15 protein-coding genes are annotated in these 16,891 nt (G+C 55.1%); 8 read left to right on the forward strand and 7 right to left on the reverse strand.

Annotated elements, in window-relative coordinates; translation table 11 throughout:
* Nucleotide 1: 1 nt before the first annotated feature.
* On the reverse strand, nt 2-649 hold the full coding sequence (gene nth, locus DRW39_RS16765) for an endonuclease III (protein ID WP_116108368.1): 648 nt from the start codon (nt 647-649) through the stop codon (nt 2-4).
* 98 nt (nt 650-747) lie between these two features.
* On the opposite strand from nth, the gene DRW39_RS16770 reads away from it, so the two are divergent.
* From DRW39_RS16770 to DRW39_RS22550, 4 genes are all read left to right on the forward strand, one after another.
* Nucleotides 748-1,227, forward strand: a complete 480-nt coding sequence (locus DRW39_RS16770; RefSeq protein WP_116108223.1) for a YbhB/YbcL family Raf kinase inhibitor-like protein — start codon at nt 748-750, stop codon at nt 1,225-1,227.
* A 100-nt stretch (nt 1,228-1,327) separates the two neighbouring features.
* A complete protein-coding gene (locus DRW39_RS22545) occupies nt 1,328-1,921 on the forward strand; it encodes a carboxypeptidase-like regulatory domain-containing protein (RefSeq protein ID WP_198664922.1) in 594 nt (197 codons plus the stop codon).
* Nucleotides 1,922-2,089: 168 nt separating this feature from the next.
* On the forward strand, nt 2,090-2,941 hold the full coding sequence (locus DRW39_RS22665) for a hypothetical protein (protein WP_232830176.1): 852 nt from the start codon (nt 2,090-2,092) through the stop codon (nt 2,939-2,941).
* Nucleotides 2,824-4,494, forward strand: a complete 1,671-nt coding sequence (locus tag DRW39_RS22550; RefSeq protein ID WP_232830182.1) for a TonB-dependent receptor domain-containing protein — start codon at nt 2,824-2,826, stop codon at nt 4,492-4,494. Before DRW39_RS22665 ends, DRW39_RS22550 begins: the two co-directional genes overlap by 118 nt.
* Here the strand turns inward: DRW39_RS22550 and DRW39_RS16780 are convergent.
* The 4 genes from DRW39_RS16780 to DRW39_RS16795 all read right to left on the reverse strand — a co-directional run bounded on the left by DRW39_RS16780 (nt 4,491) and on the right by DRW39_RS16795 (nt 7,691).
* Nucleotides 4,491-5,366, reverse strand: coding sequence for a carbon-nitrogen hydrolase (locus DRW39_RS16780; protein ID WP_410503601.1), 876 nt, complete (start codon nt 5,364-5,366; stop codon nt 4,491-4,493). The two genes, DRW39_RS22550 and DRW39_RS16780, sit on opposite strands and share 4 nt — an antisense overlap.
* A 104-nt stretch (nt 5,367-5,470) precedes the next feature.
* On the reverse strand, nt 5,471-5,950 hold the full coding sequence (locus DRW39_RS16785; RefSeq protein WP_116108225.1) for an Lrp/AsnC family transcriptional regulator: 480 nt from the start codon (nt 5,948-5,950) through the stop codon (nt 5,471-5,473).
* A gap of 99 nt (nt 5,951-6,049) precedes the next feature.
* Nucleotides 6,050-7,468: a Glu/Leu/Phe/Val family dehydrogenase gene (locus tag DRW39_RS16790; RefSeq protein ID WP_116108226.1), complete on the reverse strand. Its 1,419-nt coding sequence runs from the start codon at nt 7,466-7,468 to the stop codon at nt 6,050-6,052.
* Nucleotides 7,461-7,691 carry a CcmD family protein gene (locus tag DRW39_RS16795; protein WP_232830177.1) on the reverse strand — a complete coding sequence of 77 codons (231 nt, stop codon included), beginning with the start codon at nt 7,689-7,691 and terminating at the stop codon, nt 7,461-7,463. Before DRW39_RS16795 ends, DRW39_RS16790 begins: the two co-directional genes overlap by 8 nt.
* Before the next feature lie 129 nt (nt 7,692-7,820).
* Here DRW39_RS16795 and DRW39_RS16800 point away from each other — a divergent pair, with 129 nt between their 5' ends.
* Genes DRW39_RS16800 through DRW39_RS16815 form a run of 4 tightly spaced genes read left to right on the forward strand, consistent with a single transcriptional unit; the run spans nt 7,821 to nt 11,884 of the window.
* Nucleotides 7,821-8,192 (forward strand): hypothetical protein, encoded by a 372-nt coding sequence (locus DRW39_RS16800; protein ID WP_116108227.1) that lies wholly within the window; start codon nt 7,821-7,823, stop codon nt 8,190-8,192.
* A 60-nt stretch (nt 8,193-8,252) separates the two neighbouring features.
* Entirely contained in the window at nt 8,253-9,593 is a 1,341-nt protein-coding gene (gene purB, locus DRW39_RS16805) for an adenylosuccinate lyase (protein ID WP_116108228.1), read from the forward strand.
* A 47-nt stretch (nt 9,594-9,640) separates the two neighbouring features.
* On the forward strand, nt 9,641-10,693 hold the full coding sequence (locus DRW39_RS16810) for a glycosyltransferase (protein WP_157976180.1): 1,053 nt from the start codon (nt 9,641-9,643) through the stop codon (nt 10,691-10,693).
* Nucleotides 10,694-10,732: 39 nt separating this feature from the next.
* Entirely contained in the window at nt 10,733-11,884 is a 1,152-nt protein-coding gene (locus tag DRW39_RS16815) for a hypothetical protein (protein ID WP_116108230.1), read from the forward strand.
* Nucleotides 11,885-11,983: 99 nt separating this feature from the next.
* Here DRW39_RS16815 and DRW39_RS16820 read toward each other — a convergent pair whose 3' ends face one another.
* Both DRW39_RS16820 and lepA read right to left on the reverse strand, forming a co-directional pair.
* Complete coding sequence (locus DRW39_RS16820) at nt 11,984-14,524, reverse strand: transglycosylase domain-containing protein (RefSeq protein WP_116108370.1); 2,541 nt, start codon at nt 14,522-14,524, stop codon at nt 11,984-11,986.
* 97 nt (nt 14,525-14,621) lie between these two features.
* The gene (gene lepA / locus DRW39_RS16825) at nt 14,622-16,409 is read right to left on the reverse strand and encodes a translation elongation factor 4 (RefSeq protein ID WP_116108231.1); all 1,788 of its coding nucleotides are present in this window, start codon (nt 16,407-16,409) and stop codon (nt 14,622-14,624) included.
* Nucleotides 16,410-16,891: the final 482 nt, after the last annotated feature.

The raw sequence follows: 16,891 nt of genomic DNA on the forward strand, positions 1-16,891 counted from the left end.
GTTAACGGTATTCCCGCTTCAGTAGCGAGCGTCGACCGTGAATTGAGCAGATCGGGCAGGACGCCATAAGGTGACCCCGCGCCGGGCAGTACTCGCGGCCGAAAAAGATGATCTGCAGATGGAGCTTGTTCCACGATTCGCGCGGAAAAAGCCGTTTGAGGTCCGCTTCCGTCTTGACCACATTCTTGCCCGTACTTAACGCCCAGCGGTAGGCGAGCCGGTGGATATGGGTATCGACCGGAAAGGCGGGCACGCCGAAGGCCTGGCTCATCACTACGCTGGCGGTCTTATGTCCTACGCCCGGCAGCGCTTCCAATTCGGCAAACGTACTGGGCACCCGACCGCCGTGTTCTTCATCTATGATTCGGCTCAGCTCCTTGATCGCCTTACTCTTCGATGGTGACAATCCGCAGGGTTTAATAATCTCCCGGATGTCCTCCACCGGTAGGCTCTTCATTACCTCGGGGCGATCGGTGACCGCCCAAAGGGAAGGTGTCACCTGGTTCACCCGCACGTCCGTACACTGCGCGGAAAGCAGTACGGCAACCAGCAGGGTGTACGGATCCTGATGGTCTAGCGGAACGGGTACTTCCGGATACAAGTCATCCAGAATGCGGTGAATATCGCGGGCCTTCTCGGCTTTCGTCACGTCGTTCTTTTCCCGCAAAGGTAGCCATACGGCGGCGGGGCGCAGGTAGAACGAACTTCCCTAAAGACCGGTCAGTTGAAAAAACAAAAACCATCATTATGCCAGGATTTACGGTTACCAGCAATCAGTTTATGGGCCAGCTCGATAAGGTCAATGTCTTCAACGGCATGGGAGCGGGAGGTGAAAACCTCAGCCCGGATCTCAGCTGGAAGAATCCCCCCTCCGGTACGAAGTCTTATCTGATTCTCGTGCACGATCCGGATGCGCCCACCCCGGCCGGCTTTACGCACTGGTGCGCCTACAATATTCCGGCCAGTGTGACGTCGCTGCCCACCGGTGCCAGCAGCGAAGGCATGCCCGAGGGCACCCTGCAGGGAATGAACAGCTACGGCGTGGCTGAATTCGGAGGTGCCTGCCCGCCCCCGGGTGACGTAGCCCACGCTTATAACCTTACCCTGTATGCCCTGGATACCGATAGCCTGGAGGTGCCGGCGGGAAGCCCGGCGGAGAAGATCGTCTTTATGGCTACCCAGCATATTATTGGCAGGACCGGCATTACCGCATTCTATGCACGGTGATTCTTACAGCCGGTAGGTAAATAATGTAGCAGCATCGGTTAACTTTGTTGGCAACACCCCTTTGCCCAACGCCCTTCCCCCGGGCAGTCAACACCAAATGATGCTGAAATTTCTACTTACCGCGCTCTGTGGAGCACTGTGTATCCTCGTTAGCGCCCAGGCTACAACGGCCTCCCTCGCGGGCCAGATCGTCGATACCGATGGATCCGGCCTGCCCGGGGCCACCGTACTGGTCGTGCACCAACCCATCGGCACGCAATACGGTACCGTGGCGCAGGACGAGGGATACTACAATCTGAATAACCTGCGCGTCGGCGGGCCCTATACTGTTGTGGTCACTTTCGTGGGATTCGGCGAGGAAACGGAAGAGGGTCTGCAACTTGCGCTCGGCCTGAAGCGACAGCTCGACTTCACGCTCGGCGCGGCGGGTGAGATCCTGGACGAGGTAGTGGTCAGCGCGAGACGTAACAGCGTAATCAACAGTGATCGTACCGGTGCCGCTACCCAGATCAGCACGGAAGTCCTGCAGCGGTTGCCCACGATCAGCCGGTCGGCAAGTGATTTCACCCGCCTTACGCCTAGCTCCGATGGCAATAGCTTCGGTGGTCGCAACGACCAGTACAACAACTTTACGCTCGACGGTTCGATCTTCAACAATCCCTTCGGTCTGGATGCGGCCACTGCCGGCGGATAAAGTAATGCCCAGCCCATCTCGCTCGATGCCATCGAACAGATCCAGGTCAATCTCGCGCCCTACGACGTTACGCAGGCCGGATTTACGGGGGCGGCCATCAACGCCGTTACCAAAAGCAGAACCAATGACTTTCGGGGCACGGTCTTTGGTTTCTTTCGCAACCAGCATTTGACGGGAAGCCGCGTGGCGGGTGACGATATCTTCGTGCCCGATCTTCACCAAGTACAGACCGGGGCAAGCATCGGAGGGCCGATTATCAAAGACAAAGTCTTCTTCTTCGCCAACTTCGAACTGGAGCGCCGCGAAGATCTCGGCAGCAACTTTTTGGCCAGCCGGGCGGGCGTTTCGGGAGAACAAGTCAGTCGGGTGGAGGCCGCTGACCTCGATGCCATCTCTCAGGTACTGCAAGAGGAATTCGGGTACGCAACGGGTCCTTACGAGAACTACCAACACAATACCAACAACGAGAAGGGACTTCTCAAGCTGGACTGGAACATCGCGCCGGGTAATACCCTTACGGCCACCTATAATTTTCTGAATGCCAGCCGCGACAATAACGCCCACCCCAGCGCGCTGGGTCGTCGCGGACCCGACGCTACCACCCTCCAGTACTATAACTCCGGATACCGGATCAACAACGAAATTCAATCCGGCATCGTGGAGTGGCGTAGCCTGTTTGCCGACCAGTTCAGCAACAAACTCCAGGTGGGTTATACCGCCTATACCGACTTCCGGGAGCCCTTTAGTACGCCCTTTCCGAGCCTTGCCATTCAGCGGGACGGGACCAACTATATCATTCTCGGGCACGAACCCTTCTCGATCAACAACCGGCTGGACCAGCGGGTATGGCAGCGACCAATAATCTGCAGTACTTTGCCGGCCAGCACACGGTCACCGCTGGTATCAGTTTCGAACGCTTCGACTTCAATAACAGCTTTAACCTCGGATTGTACCCGGGCACCTTCGCTCCGGTGGATGGCAACGCGCAGGCCAGTCCGCAGGCTTTCATCGATGCCGTAAGGGCGGGGACTTTCGATGCGGCAGTGGCAGACGCACAGGCGGCATTCGATGCGGGCAACGGCCCGGGTGAGGGTTACGCTGGATCGAGTTTCGCTCTAGCCGAGACGAATGTAGGTCAGCTGGGTCTTTACCTTCAGGACGAAATAAACCTGAGCGCGGCCTTTACGCTGACCCTCGGTGTTCGTTTCGACCGTCCGCTGTACTTCGACACGGCGGAAAAGATCCGCGAGAACATCGCCCGCAAAGGGGGCACCGTAGCCGAGGGTGGCAGCTACGCTCCGGACGTAACCTACTACAATGAAAACAACGAGGCGGTACAGTTCGACCATACCGAACTGCCCGACAATTCCTTCCTCTTTTCCCCCCGGCTGGGATTCAACTGGGATGCACTCCGTGATCAATCCCTGCAAGTAAGGGGAGGTACCGGCTTATTCAGCGGTCGCTTTCCGTTCGTTTGGATCGGTAACCAGGTGGCTAACCCAGATTTCTTCTTTTACAATATGACGGCTCCTGACTTCCAGTTTCCGCAGGTATGGCGGAGCAACCTCGGTGCCGACCTTAGCCTAGGTGAAGGATGGGTACTGACCACGGATCTCATTTATACCGCCGACCAGAACGCCATGCTGGTTAGAAATTACGGACTGCGCACTCCGGGCGGCACGCTCCCCGGCGTGGACGACCGTCCGATTTACCGGGAGGAAGATCGGGCGCAGGGTCCCTTCGGCGGCGCTACGAATGCCTACGTGTTTACCAATACGGACATTGGCAACAGCTTCAACGGCAGCATCGAAGTAAAGCGAACGTTTACGAAAGGTCTTTATACGAGCCTGGCTTACAACTACCTGAATGCCCGGGAAGCCAGTTCCATTGAAGCCGAGATCAGTGGCGATGCGTACGATCGAAACCCGGCGTACGGCAATGTCAACCAGGCGGTGCTAAGCCCCAGCCTCTACGGAAATCGCCACCGCGTGGTAGGCAGCGCCAATAAGCGATTCGAATACGGAGATTCGGACCAGTGGGCCACGACCATCGCGCTCTTCTTCCAATACGCGGAGGGCGGCCGCTTCAGCTACACGTACAGTGGAGACATTAACAACGACGGCTCTGGCCTGAACGACCTAATCTACGTGCCGACCACTTCCGAGCTCTCGAATATGAACTTCGCCGGCGGTGACGGACAGCGTCAGGCGTATGGTGCGTTTATCGAGCAGGACGAATACTTACGGGACAGGCGCGGTCAGTACGCTGAGCGCTATGCCATCCTGAGTCCCTGGTACAGTAATTGGGACATCCGCCTTGCCCAGGATTTACGCTTCAGCGAAACTAACGGTGTCCAATTCACCCTTGACATTCTAAATGTCGGCAACCTCATCAACAGCAATTGGGGGGTACGACAGTTTCCGACCACTACCCAGCCCATCGGCGTTACCGGTTTTGATTCGGACGGTGAACCGGTTTACAGCTTCGACACGGCGCTTCAATCGACCTTCACTAACGACTTTAGCCTGCTGAGTCGCTGGCAGATGCAGCTGGGCTTGCGGTACAGCTTCTAGTCGATGTAACGCTTCAGCAGATCGCCGTAGGCATCAATGCGGCGATCCCGAAAGAAAGGCCAGATGCGTCGTACGTCAGCGGTTCGCTGCCGGTCTACGGTGACGACTTTGACGTCTTCTTCGTCCCGGGGTGAGCGATACAGGTATTCCCCCTGCGGTCCGGCAACGAAACTGCTCCCCCAGAAGGTGATACCCCCGGTCGTGCCGCTTGGGTCGGGCTCGAAACCCGTCCGATTTACAGCAATCACGGGTAGGCCGTTGTAAACGGCATGACCCCGTTGACTGATGATCCAGGCCTCGCGTTGGCGCTCCTTTTCCTCTTCGGGGTCGGTACTCTCGTAGCCGATGGCCGTCGGGTAGATGAGCAATTCGGCTCCCGCCAGGGCCATCAGCCGGGCTGCTTCGGGGTACCACTGGTCCCAGCACACCAAAACACCTAGCTTGCCTAGACTGGTTTGCACGGGTTTAAAGCCCATGTCGCCAGGTGTGAAGTAAAATTTCTCGTAATAGGCGGGGTCATCCGGGATGTGCATCTTCCGGTAGCGGCCGGCAATGCTTCCATCACGCTCGATGACGACGGCGGTATTGTGACAGAGCCCGGGTGCTCGGCTCTCAAAAAGACTCAGCACCAGAACAAGGTCTAATTCCTGCGCTACGCCGCCAAAATATTCGGTGCTCGGCCCAGGGATAGGTTCCGCTTGATCGAATACGTCGACCGATTCGGTCTGGCAGAAATACAGTCCGGTGTGCAATTCCTGGAGGACGACCAGATCAGCACCCTCTTCTTTGCATTTCCGGATGCCAGCGACACTTTTTTCGAAGTTTGCGGTCCGGTCGCCGGTATTGGCCTGCTGTACCAGGCCGATGTTCAATTTACTCATTTGGATATAGCTTCTCCTATGTACAACTCTTCCCCGCCCCGAGGTTGAGCCGGAGGGAGTTATAGATAATCAGCCACATTAAAACCGTGAACGCCTTATTCCCCGTCGTAATCGTAAGGCAGGCGCTTGACGTCCTTGACGGTGGAAAGCGTCATAAGCGTTTTCAGTCGCTCGATCTCGTCGATCTGCTGGAGGGTTTTGAAAAGCAGGCGCTCGTAGGTTGGGATATCCTGGCAAACGATCTTGATCAGGAAATCCGCCTCACCCGTGATGATGTAGCATTCGGTGATCTCCTCGATGTTCTGCACCTGCTCGAGGAAGTTTTCCCGGGCCTGATTCTTACGCCAGTCCAGGGATACCAGCACGAATGTCTTTACCATCAGTCCAATAGCCTCCGGACTGATTTTGGCATGGTAGCTCTGAATAACTTCGTTTTGCTCCAGTTTTTTGACCCGCTCGAGGGTGGGTGCCGGACTGAGTCCGATTCTTTTGGAGAGGTCGAGGTTGGTGATCTTGCTGTTATCCTGAAGTATTTTCAGAATGCTTAAATCGATCTTATCAAGTTTGTCGGACATAAAGTTGGGGGTAAGCGAAGTTGATGCGGCAAAGATAGCCGCACCAACTATTATTTCACAATTTCCAGGGAAAAAGTATAATATTCGCCAAAATTTGGCTTATGGCCAAATCCCCAGGCTGATGTAATCGTTTGATATCTTGCTAATTGCGAGCGCGAAGGCGGCGGTTCGCAAGTCTTTGATCCCCTCTTTCTCCTTGTACAAATCGTATATACCCTGGAAACCACTGATCATGGTCTCCTCCAATCCGGAACGAACAAGGTCGATCTCGTCAGCCCCGTGAATGATCATCTGCCGATCTCGTTCGCTGATCTCCTTACCGGTGGTCGATTCGATCTGCTCCACGATGCGACGGTAGTTTTGCTCGTCAAAGCGCTTCTGTAGCCGCCCGAACCGCATGTGACTCAGGTTCTTGAGCCATTCGAAGTAACTGACGGTAACTCCGCCCGCATTGAGGTAAATATCGGGGAGAACGATCACCCCCCGCTCGGCAAGTATGGCCGCTCCACTGGCGGTGACGGGTCCGTTAGCGGCCTCGGCGACCATTTTAGCCTTAACGTTGGCCGCATTGTCTTCGTCGATCTGGTTCTCCAGCGCGGCCGGAACTAAAATATCGCATTCGAACTCCATGACGGCCCGGCGCTCTTCCTTTCCGAAGGCTTTCGCTCCGGGGTAACTCAGAATGCTACCGTGTTCCGCGCGATGGCGAATCACGTCGTGGATATCAAAGCCTTCGGGATTATAGATAGCGCCTTCGACTTCCGACACGCCGATGATGGTGACACCACCCTCGTCCTGGCTAATTGTCGCGGTATGTGAGCCTACATTGCCTAATCCCTGTACCACCATCGTTTTGCCCTCGATGCCGGTTTTGAGTCCCAGGCGGTCCATCAGGTCGGCCTGGTTACAGGCTTCGCGAATGCCGTAGAAAACGCCGCGACCGGTGGCCTCGGTCCTGCCCCGGACACCATTCTGGCTAACCGGCTTACCGGTTACACAGCCGGCGGCGTTAATATCGTCGGGGTGAAAACTGCGATAGGTGTCATAGATCCAGGCCATCTCGCGCGGTCCGGTACCGTAATCGGGTGCGGGAACGTCAATAGCCGGCCCGATGAATTTACGACGAATGAGCTCGGTGGTGTACCGGCGGGTGATCTTCTCCAGGTCGCTTTCCGAGTACTCCCAGGGGTTGATGCGAACCCCGCCCTTCGCGCCGCCAAAGGGGACGTCTACGATGGCACACTTGTAAGACATCAGGGTGGCGAGCGCGACGACCTCTTCCTGATTGACGTGGTTGGAGTAGCGAATACCCCCTTTCGTCGGGCTACGGTGGTGACTGTGCTGGGCGCGGTACGCCTCGATAACCTGCACCTCTCCGTTGATCTTGACGGGAAAGTAAATCTGGTATACGCTATTGCAAATCTTAATTTGACTAAGAAGCCCCTCCGGAAGGCCGGTGTGGGGGGCGGCGGCGTCAAAGTACCGTCCTACACTTTCTAAAAATGAGTTGTCACGCATGATCTTCAATTTGATTTTCAATATCCGTTAGGCGGCGGTCCAGTCTCCAGAGATAGAAGGCTAGTCCGAGAAAGACAACGACAATTACCGCAACTACCACGTACATTTTACCGATGCTGCGCAAAAAATCTGGGGCAGGTTCGGTACCTGACTGCGCGAACAGTCCGCCCCAATGGACGATCAGTGCGAGTAAAGCGAGAATTCGGGAGTTACGATACATCATGTCGGCTGGTTAGGCAGAGCGAAGGTAAGCAATGAGGTGTCGGTCATCCGAAAATGCGGCGCGTTCGTCTAGCAAATACGACGGACTTACCATTCGGGCCGAATTTGAGGACCAATTAATCAATCAGCCATGCGCATCTTAGCACTACCCATTCAAGACGACTTATTGGAAGTCCACAACAGCATGTGGACCGGCGAGGAAAAAGTCTACTTCAACGGGAACTTGGCCAGTTCGGGTCACAGTTTGTTTGGTCGGAGTCACTATTTTACGGTAGACGCTACGGACGGACAGGGAGTGGATAAGTTTCGCGTCGAGATCGGTATGGCATGGTGGGGAGCCATCACCGTCGATGTCTTTAAAAACGATCGCTGCCTGCTGGCCAGTCACCGTACGCCGGTTACCCGCGTAGACCCCCGGACCTTACCCAACACGGAGTCTAAGCCCTACCACATACGCCGGGAGGGAAACACCACCGAACTGGACGAAGAGTTTTTCGTGTAGGCGGAGTTCCCGGTCGCCTGGCCGTCACGGCTTGATTACCTTTGCGGGCAAAAGTCTACCATGTCTGCACTCACCGCTATCGGTCCGGTCGACGGCCGTTACGCCTCCAAAGTTAAATCGCTCTCCCCTTACTTCAGCGAATACGGATTGATCAGGTACCGGGTATTGGTTGAGGTAAGATATCTCCAAGCGCTCCACCGGTTGGGGCTTCCCCAAGTAGCAGTGGCCGACAAGACAAGCATTGATCGCTTGGATTCCATCGTGGATAACTTCAGCGAAGCGGACGCGCAGCAGATCAAGGCGACCGAACGCGTCACCAATCACGACGTAAAGGCTGTAGAATATTTTTTAAAGGACAAATTGAAAGAGAATGGGCTGGAGGCTATTCTGGAGTTCGTTCACTTTGGACTCACCAGCCAGGATATAAATAATACGGCGATTCCTTTAAGTCTGAAGGACGGGTTGCAGGAAGTCATTCAACCCGCACTGGACCGTCTGTTAACGAACCTGGACGGACGTGTTCAGGAGTGGAAGGAAGTGCCCATGTTGGCAAAGACCCACGGGCAACCTGCGTCCCCTACCCTATTGGGTAAGGAATTCGCAGTCTGGACGGCTCGTCTCCGCGAACAAATCCGGCAGATGAAGGCCGTCCCCTATTCGGCTAAATTCGGCGGCGCTACCGGTAACATGAATGCCCACTACGTCGCCTACCCCGATACGGACTGGCACGCCTTCGCCGATGGTTTCGTACAAGATGATCTCGGACTGCAGCGCAGTTACCCGACCACCCAAATCGAGCACTACGATAACCTGGCGGCTACCTTCCACGCCCTATCCCGTATCGCTACTATCCTCATCGATCTGTGCCGCGACATCTGGACCTACATTAGTATGGAGTATTTCCGCCAGCGCACCGTGGCCGGCGAGATCGGCAGTTCCGCCATGCCCCACAAGGTTAACCCCATTGACTTTGAAAATGCGGAGGGTAACCTGGGCCTGGCCCGCGCGATCTTCGGTCATTTGGCCGATAAGCTCCCCATCTCCCGCCTGCAACGCGACCTCACGGATTCTACGGTGCTGCGTAACATAGGCGTCCCGCTGGCTCATGTGCTCATCGCCATTCAGGCAATCGAGAAGGGCTTGGGTAAGCTACTCCTCAACGAGGAAAAATTACGTGCCGATCTGGAAGCCAACTGGATGGTGACGGCGGAGGCTATCCAAAATGTATTGCGGCGGGAGGGTTATCCGAAGCCGTATGAGGCGTTGAAGGAGTTGACGCGGGGGAATTCGGCCGTGGACCAGCAAACCATCTCCCAGTTCATTGCAGGACTTAAGGTCTCAGAATCCGTGAAGAATGAACTGCGGCAAATTAGCCCGCAGAACTACGTGGGTCGGTTTTGAGTCCCGTACGCGTCTTGCAGATTGCGGGTGGTATGGACCGTGCAGGAGTGGAAACATCCATCATGAATTTGTACCGCTGGATCGATCGTTCTCGACTGCAGTTCGACTTTCTGTACTTCACTGACCGCGTTTGCCATTACGACAGCGAAATTCAAGCTTTAGGAGGAATAATCTACCGCCTGCCCCCGGTGAATAATCCCGCTTCTCGCTTTTGGTCCACCTTTCAGTTTTTACGGGCGCATCCGGAATTCGTGGCCGTTCACAACCACACCTTGCTCGATGGGGGCCTCTATCTGCTAGCCGCCTATTTCGGGTCGGTTAGCAGTAGAATAGCTCATTCCCATACTACCCGCGCTAATTTGAGATTATCTGCTTTTAGCCTTCTTTATCAGCGTATATCGATAAAACTTATGCAGTGGTGCGCAAACCGCTATGTGGCATGTGGTCACGCCGCCGGACAATTTCTTTTCGGACCGTCTAGACCGTTTCACATTATGCGTAATGGCATTGCCCTGACCCGTTTTGCCGCCTCAAGTCCTTCCTTACTGAGGTCACTACTAAACCTGCCTGCGGATTGCCGCGTATTGTGCCAAATCGGGCGTCTCGACTACCAGAAAAACCCCGGCTACTCCCTTTCAATCGCCCGGAAGCTTACCCAAATGGGTTATCATTACCACCTTGTATTTGTGGGTGATGGACAAATGATCGGTGATCTTGAGGATACAGTCGTCACCTTCGGTCTGGAAAAACACGTTAGCTTCCTCGGCAACCGCAACGATATACCGGATATCCTGGCTGGATCGGATCTCATGCTGCTCCCTTCATTCTACGAAGGTTTTCCACTAGTTTTGGTCGAATCCCAGGCTGCGGGCTTGCCCGCAGTGGTTTCCAACCAAGTATCCGAGGAGGTTGATCTCGGACTGGGCCTGATTGAATTTCTCCCTTTAGTTTCAGTTGATCAATGGTGTAAAACGATTATCAAATTCGCATCGGCAACTTCCCCGTCAAGAGATGATAGAATTGCCGTGCTGGAAAAGGCCGGATTTGATGCAGCTTCGAATGCTGCAAGACTGAACGAATTATATGGCCTGCCCCGATAGGCACGTCGGGTCTAGCAGCAATACATTAGACGGGCAAAAATGAATGCGCCAGCCGAAAACAAGACGGTACATTACCTGGAAGCTTTTGACCATACGGAGTTAATTGAAAGATGGGTAGGCCTGATTGCCAGCATTGCAGGTGTTAAAGTGGTTTGCCACGTCAAACCTTGCTACCAGGAATCTCTTCGCGCCCAATATTCCACGGTCCCCAACGTATCTATTGGCGGACCCACCGAAGGGATCTCGTGGCCCGCTTATATCCGGCGCATTCAGTTTGACAGCACGAGTGTCGCCGTAATTCCAACGGTTGGACAGCGGCCTCACTGGTTTACCTCCTTAATTAGTCGGGTGAACTTCTACCTGGTGTTGCACAATCTCAATTACTGGTTTGACCGATCCGCGTACCGCTTGCCCCGCAGCACGGTAAAAGATTTGGCCAAGGATGTAAGGCAGTACATTGAAATACGTGCCAAACGATCTCTGCTTACCTCCTCCCTCGCACTACTCTATGCTACGGATGCCCTGGCACAAGAAGGAATGCGGGAAACATCTTTAGGCAACGTCAATCACCTCGTTTTACCGTTTTCGTGTCTGCGGAATTCGCCAGTACAAATCACGGCGAATGCTGACAGGAGAACCTTGCAGGTGGTCGTACCGGGCTCTATGAGCAGCAGAGCTCGTAACTACAAGCTAGTCTTAGATGGCCTCGCTGGTGCGGCTGGCAATGATGCCATGATAGATATCCACTTTGCCGGAAAAGTTGTTGACCAATGTATTCAAAGACAATTCCAGGAATTCGTTACCGAGCGGAGTTTATCGGGTACTAACGGTATCCAACTTCACTGGTACAACGACGGCCTGGATGAACAGCAATTCGATGCGGTCCTGACATCCGCGGATGTGATACTGGCTCCGCTTAAGCCCGAGGTCACTGTTGGACGATATATTGAAAAAATTGGCTATACCAAAGCCTCGGGAACGCCCTTCGATGCCATCTATTTCGGCAAGCCCATCCTTTTACCATTTTGGCATCCACTACGGGACCCGGCCGTCTTACATTTTTCAGATGGCACCCATCTGGGAGACGTCCTCACGAACCTGGCCTTTAACCGGGAACTTCCGAAAAATTGCTGGCACAGCAACACGGAGCAAGCCCTTCGCTCCAAATGGGAAAACTTGATAAAGGCCTAGACGCCTGCGACTACGCTTCGTATGGGCTCACTGCCGAAATATTCGGTACTGGCAAAATCAAGTGGATCTGAACTTGCTTTCTACCTGCGCTCCGCCGCCCTAAAAATCCGGGCTATTACCAAACGGGTCGTCATCCAGCAAGGGTTGATCGACGTAGTTCGTATCGTTTGGCGTACCGTAATACGCATCGCAATTCATTTCGATGCCCAGTTCTCCGGGGGGCCGTGCCCACTGCGCTTCGGTGTCCCAGCCAATGCTCTCATCCGCCTGGGAGGTGCTGACGAATCTACGGAAGAAGGGTTTGGCCATGTTGGACCCTGCCCCCAAGGCTAGGCTGCGGAAGCGGATCCACCGCTCGTCACCGCCGACCCAGGTTCCTACAATGAGTTCGGGGGTGATGCCCATATACCATCCGTCCGTCTGGTCGTTGGTCGTACCCGTTTTTCCGCCCACGGGACCTTCTACGCCGCGCAGGTTACCTACGGAGGCACGTCCGAGCATATTCACCATGACGTAGTTCGCCTGGGGACTGATGGCGGGTCTTTCCTCGGGAAGGTATTCGTAGATGATACGGCCGGTACGGTCCTCGATCTTAGTGAGATAGACGGGGCGGATGAAGACGCCGTTATTGCCGAAGGTCGTATATGCTCCCGTAAGCTGCTGTACGGTCAAATCGACGGAACCGAGCGCGATGGATGGCGCGGCGGGTATCTGAGTCTTGGGGATACCCATATTCGCCACCATATTGCGGACCGGTTCAGTGCTCGCCAGCTCCTTCATCAGGTAGGCGGAGATGGTATTGACCGAGTTCTTTAGCCCCTGATATAGGGTGTAGTCCTGGTAGGAGTACGCACCGCTGGAGTTCCGTGGGGTCCATGGATCGTTCAATCCAAAATTACCGTCTCCCGGGCCGATGGTGACCGGTTGGTCGATAACCCGCAAACAGGGCGTGATACCCCGCAGGTCGATGCTGGCCGCGTATATGAAGGGCTTGAAAGTCGAGCCAACCTGACGGCGCGAGGTGACGTGGTCGTATTTAAACCACTTGAAGTTGCTGCCCCCCACCCAGGTGCGTACAAAGCCGGTGTGGGGCTCTACCGACATGCTGCCGATCTGCAGGATCATCTTGTGGTAACGGATACTATCGAGCGGCGTCATGGTGGTATCCGTTTCCATGGCCTCGTTATCGTAGGTAAAGACGCGCATCTCCACCTCCTTATCGAATTCCGTTTCCACCGTCTCCTGCAACTTCGTCCACGCTGCCCGCAGTTTCTCAAATTCAGGGAGCTTCATCACCTGACGATGCTGTGCGGCAAAATCTTCCGATATGAGATTACGGCTGACGGCATCGGTGATGACGCCGGGTCGTTTGGCTTCGTCAATCATGCGCTGAATTTCCCGGTCATTGCGCGAAAACCGGAAATCCATCTTCGCCAGGATCTCCCGGATAACGGGTACCAGTATGCCTTGCCGGTACGCCTGGTAGCGATCTGACTGCCGGACTGCGTTCCGCAGGCTTTCTTTCCGCCGTTCCACCCGCACCTCCGTTTCGGAGTTCGGGTTCGTGTATGTCCAGGGGTCCATCCCGCTCCAGTGCGTGAAGAACTGTTCCTGGAGCTGCTTCATATGGATGCGCGCCTGCTCTTCGGCGTGCTGCTGCATCCTCGGATCGATGGTGGTGTAAAAGGTTAGCCCGTCCCGGTAGAGGTCGTAGGCCTGGCCGTCTGATTTCCGGTAAGGGTCCTGCTGCAGGATGCGTTTCGCTTCTTCCGCGAGCACCATACGGAAATACGGAGCCAGTCCGTCATCGTGCCGCTGCCGGGTAAATTTGACCCCGAGGGGAAGTTGGGAGAGCGAGTCGTATGCTACCTGGGTAATGCGGTGGTTACGGACCATCTGCTGCAGTACCTGATTCCGACGCAATTCGGTCCGGTCCGGAAAACGAAGTGGGTTATACAGCGAAGCATTCTTGAGCATGCCCACCAGCATGGCCGCTTCCTCGACGTTGAGATCCTGCGGACGCTTTCCGTCGAAGTAGTTCTCCGCGGCGGCCCGAATACCCTGCGCGCCATTGATAAAGTCGTACCGGTTGAGGTACATCGCGATAATCTCCTCCTTGGTGTATTTGCGCTCCAACCGGACAGCGATGATCCACTCCTTTAATTTTTGAAAGGCACGCTCTACCAGATTCGCACTTACCTGCTCGGTAAATAGCAGCTTGGCCAACTGCTGAGTGATCGTGGATCCACCACCGGCGCTTGCCTGGCCGAGCAGGGCCGTTTTGATGGCTACCCGCGGCAGTGACCGCCAGTCGATCCCGCTATGATCATAGTAACGTTCATCTTCCGTACTCACCAGGGCGGCCTCGAGGTGGGGTCCGAGATCATCAAAATTGACCATCACGCGGTTCTCTACGAAGAACCGTCCAAGCACCGTCCCATCACTAGCCAGAACCGGACTGGCTTCATTATTTTTAGGATTCTCCAGCTCCGTAACCGACGGAAGGTCGGTGAAGCTCAGGCTGAAAAAGAGGGCGAATATGGCCACGGGCACGGCCAGTATCAGCACCCAGAATACCATCAGTGCGACACGCATCCAACCGGTGGTATCCCCAAAAAGAAACGATTTAATACTGGTCATCATGGTGAGTTAGCCGGGAGCTGGAACTACACTCCCTAAATATGAAGTAAACGCTGCCTGACCGGAGTTCCGTACAATCTCTCCGGACCAATTAAGCTTAGTCCAGCTTCAACACGTCAAGAAAGGCTTTCTGGGGTACCTCCACCTTTCCAAACTGACGCATCTTCCGCTTACCGGCCTTCTGCTTCTCCAGCAGTTTCCGCTTCCGGCTGATATCGCCACCGTAACATTTCGCCGTGACGTCCTTACGCATGGCCGACAGGGTTTCCCGGGCGATAACCTTCGCGCCGATGGCCGCCTGGATAGCGATCATAAATTGCTGACGTGGAAGTAATTCACGGAGCTTCTTACACATCTGACGTCCGATCTGTTCCGCTTTACTGCGGTGTACCAGGGCGGAAAGCGCATCCACGTTCTCGCCGTTCAGTTTGATGTCCATCCGGACCAGGTCGGTTTCTTGATAATCCTTAGGCTGGTAATCGAAGCTGGCGTATCCGCGGCTGATCGACTTCAGGCGATCGTAGAAGTCGAAGACGATCTCCGCCAGCGGCAGCACGAAATGCAATTCCACCCGCTCCGGGCTGAGGTAGGTCTGTTTGGTCAGCGTTCCACGCTTATCGATACACAAGGTCATAATGGCTCCAATATAATCGGTCGTGGTGATGATCTGCGCGGAGATCATCGGCTCGTCTACCCGCGCGCGATGGTTCACGTCCGGCAGTTCGGCCGGGTTGCGGATCTCAGTCAGCACGCCTTTGGTATCCGTGACCCGGTAGGTCACGTTCGGCACGGTGGTGATCACGTCCATGTTGAATTCCCGGAACAGCCGCTCCTGGACGATCTCCAGGTGGAGCATGCCAAGGAAGCCACAGCGGAAGCCGTAGCCAAGGGCGGCACTGGTTTCCGGTTCGAAGACTAGGCTGGCATCGTTCAGCTGTAGTTTTTCCAGACTGTCTCGGAGGGGCTCGAAATCATCGTTATCGAGCGGGAAGATACCCGCGAACACCATCGGCTTCACTTCCTCGAAGCCGGCCAGCATCTCACCGGGGTTGTCGTTCAGGGTCACGGTGTCACCCACCTTGATCTCCGAGCTGTTCTTGATGCCGGTGATGATGTAACCCACGTCCCCACAACCGATTTTCTGCGTCGGTTTTGGGGTAATCTCCATCGCGCCAACCTCATCCGCACCGTAAACCGCCTCGGTGGCTACGAACTTGATCTCGTCGTTTTTGCGTAGCTCGCCGTTCATCACGCGAACGTAGGCGATGACGCCGCGAAAAGGGTTAAAAACAGAATCGAAGATGAGGGCCTGGAGGGGAGCTTTGGGGTCACCCTTGGGGGCGGGAACACGTTCCACCACCGCCTTCATGATCTCCGGCACCCCAATACCGGTCTTTCCCGAGGCAAGAATAATGTCCTCCCGCTCGCAACCCGTCAGGTCGATCATCTGGTCGGCCATCTCCTCGATCATGGCCGTTTGCATGTCTACCTTATTCAGGACCGGAATGATCTCCAGATCATGTTCCAGGGCCAGAAATAGGTTGGATATCGTCTGCGCCTGAATGCCCTGGGTGGCATCCACCAGCAATAAGGCACCTTCGCAGGCCGCGATAGACCGGGACACCTCGTAACTGAAGTCAACGTGACCGGGGGTGTCGATCATGTTGAAGGTGTACATCTCCCCGTCGTCGTGCGGGTAATGCATCTGGATGGCGTGACTCTTGATGGTGATGCCCCGCTCCCGCTCGAGGTCCATATCGTCGAGCTGCTGGTCCCGCTTTTCTCGCTCGTTCACCGACTGGGTGAAATCGAGCAGGCGATCGGACAGGGTGGATTTACCGTGATCGATATGGGCAATGACGCAAAAGTTGCGGATGTTCTTCAAGGCGGGAAGGAATTAACAGTGGTTACGGCGCAAAGATAGCTAACAGACAGCGCCATGCTTTGGTTTTTCGGTTGTCCGCCCGCAGACTCGTTCCTTCATTGTGCCGGAATTGCTGGTAGAGAAAGGGCGGCGGAGCGCAGGTAGACAGCTGTTCAAGCCACCGCGGTATCTCCCTCTTATCCGCATCTAACCCCACGAACCGGCCGTGTATGCTTAGCGTCTATCGAAGTAATTTGTAGAGAGCCTAGTTCGGATCGATGCCAGGGCCTGAACGTTGCGGATCCTTCTTTAAACTTTTGTTATTCAGCAGCTATAAGCGCTGGCTCGTAGACGAAGCGCTTTAACTTGTGGTTGTGGGCTACCAAGGGGTGTATGCTGCCCTATCTGGCACATCTACTCGTCAATACGCTTAACACACTTGGAGCTAACGTACAGACCGCGGCAAATAAGCCCTTCTAGCCACTAATTCTAACCACAACTAG

Source organism: Lewinella sp. IMCC34191 (assembly GCF_003390935.1).
Lineage (GTDB): Bacteria > Bacteroidota > Bacteroidia > Chitinophagales > Saprospiraceae > Neolewinella.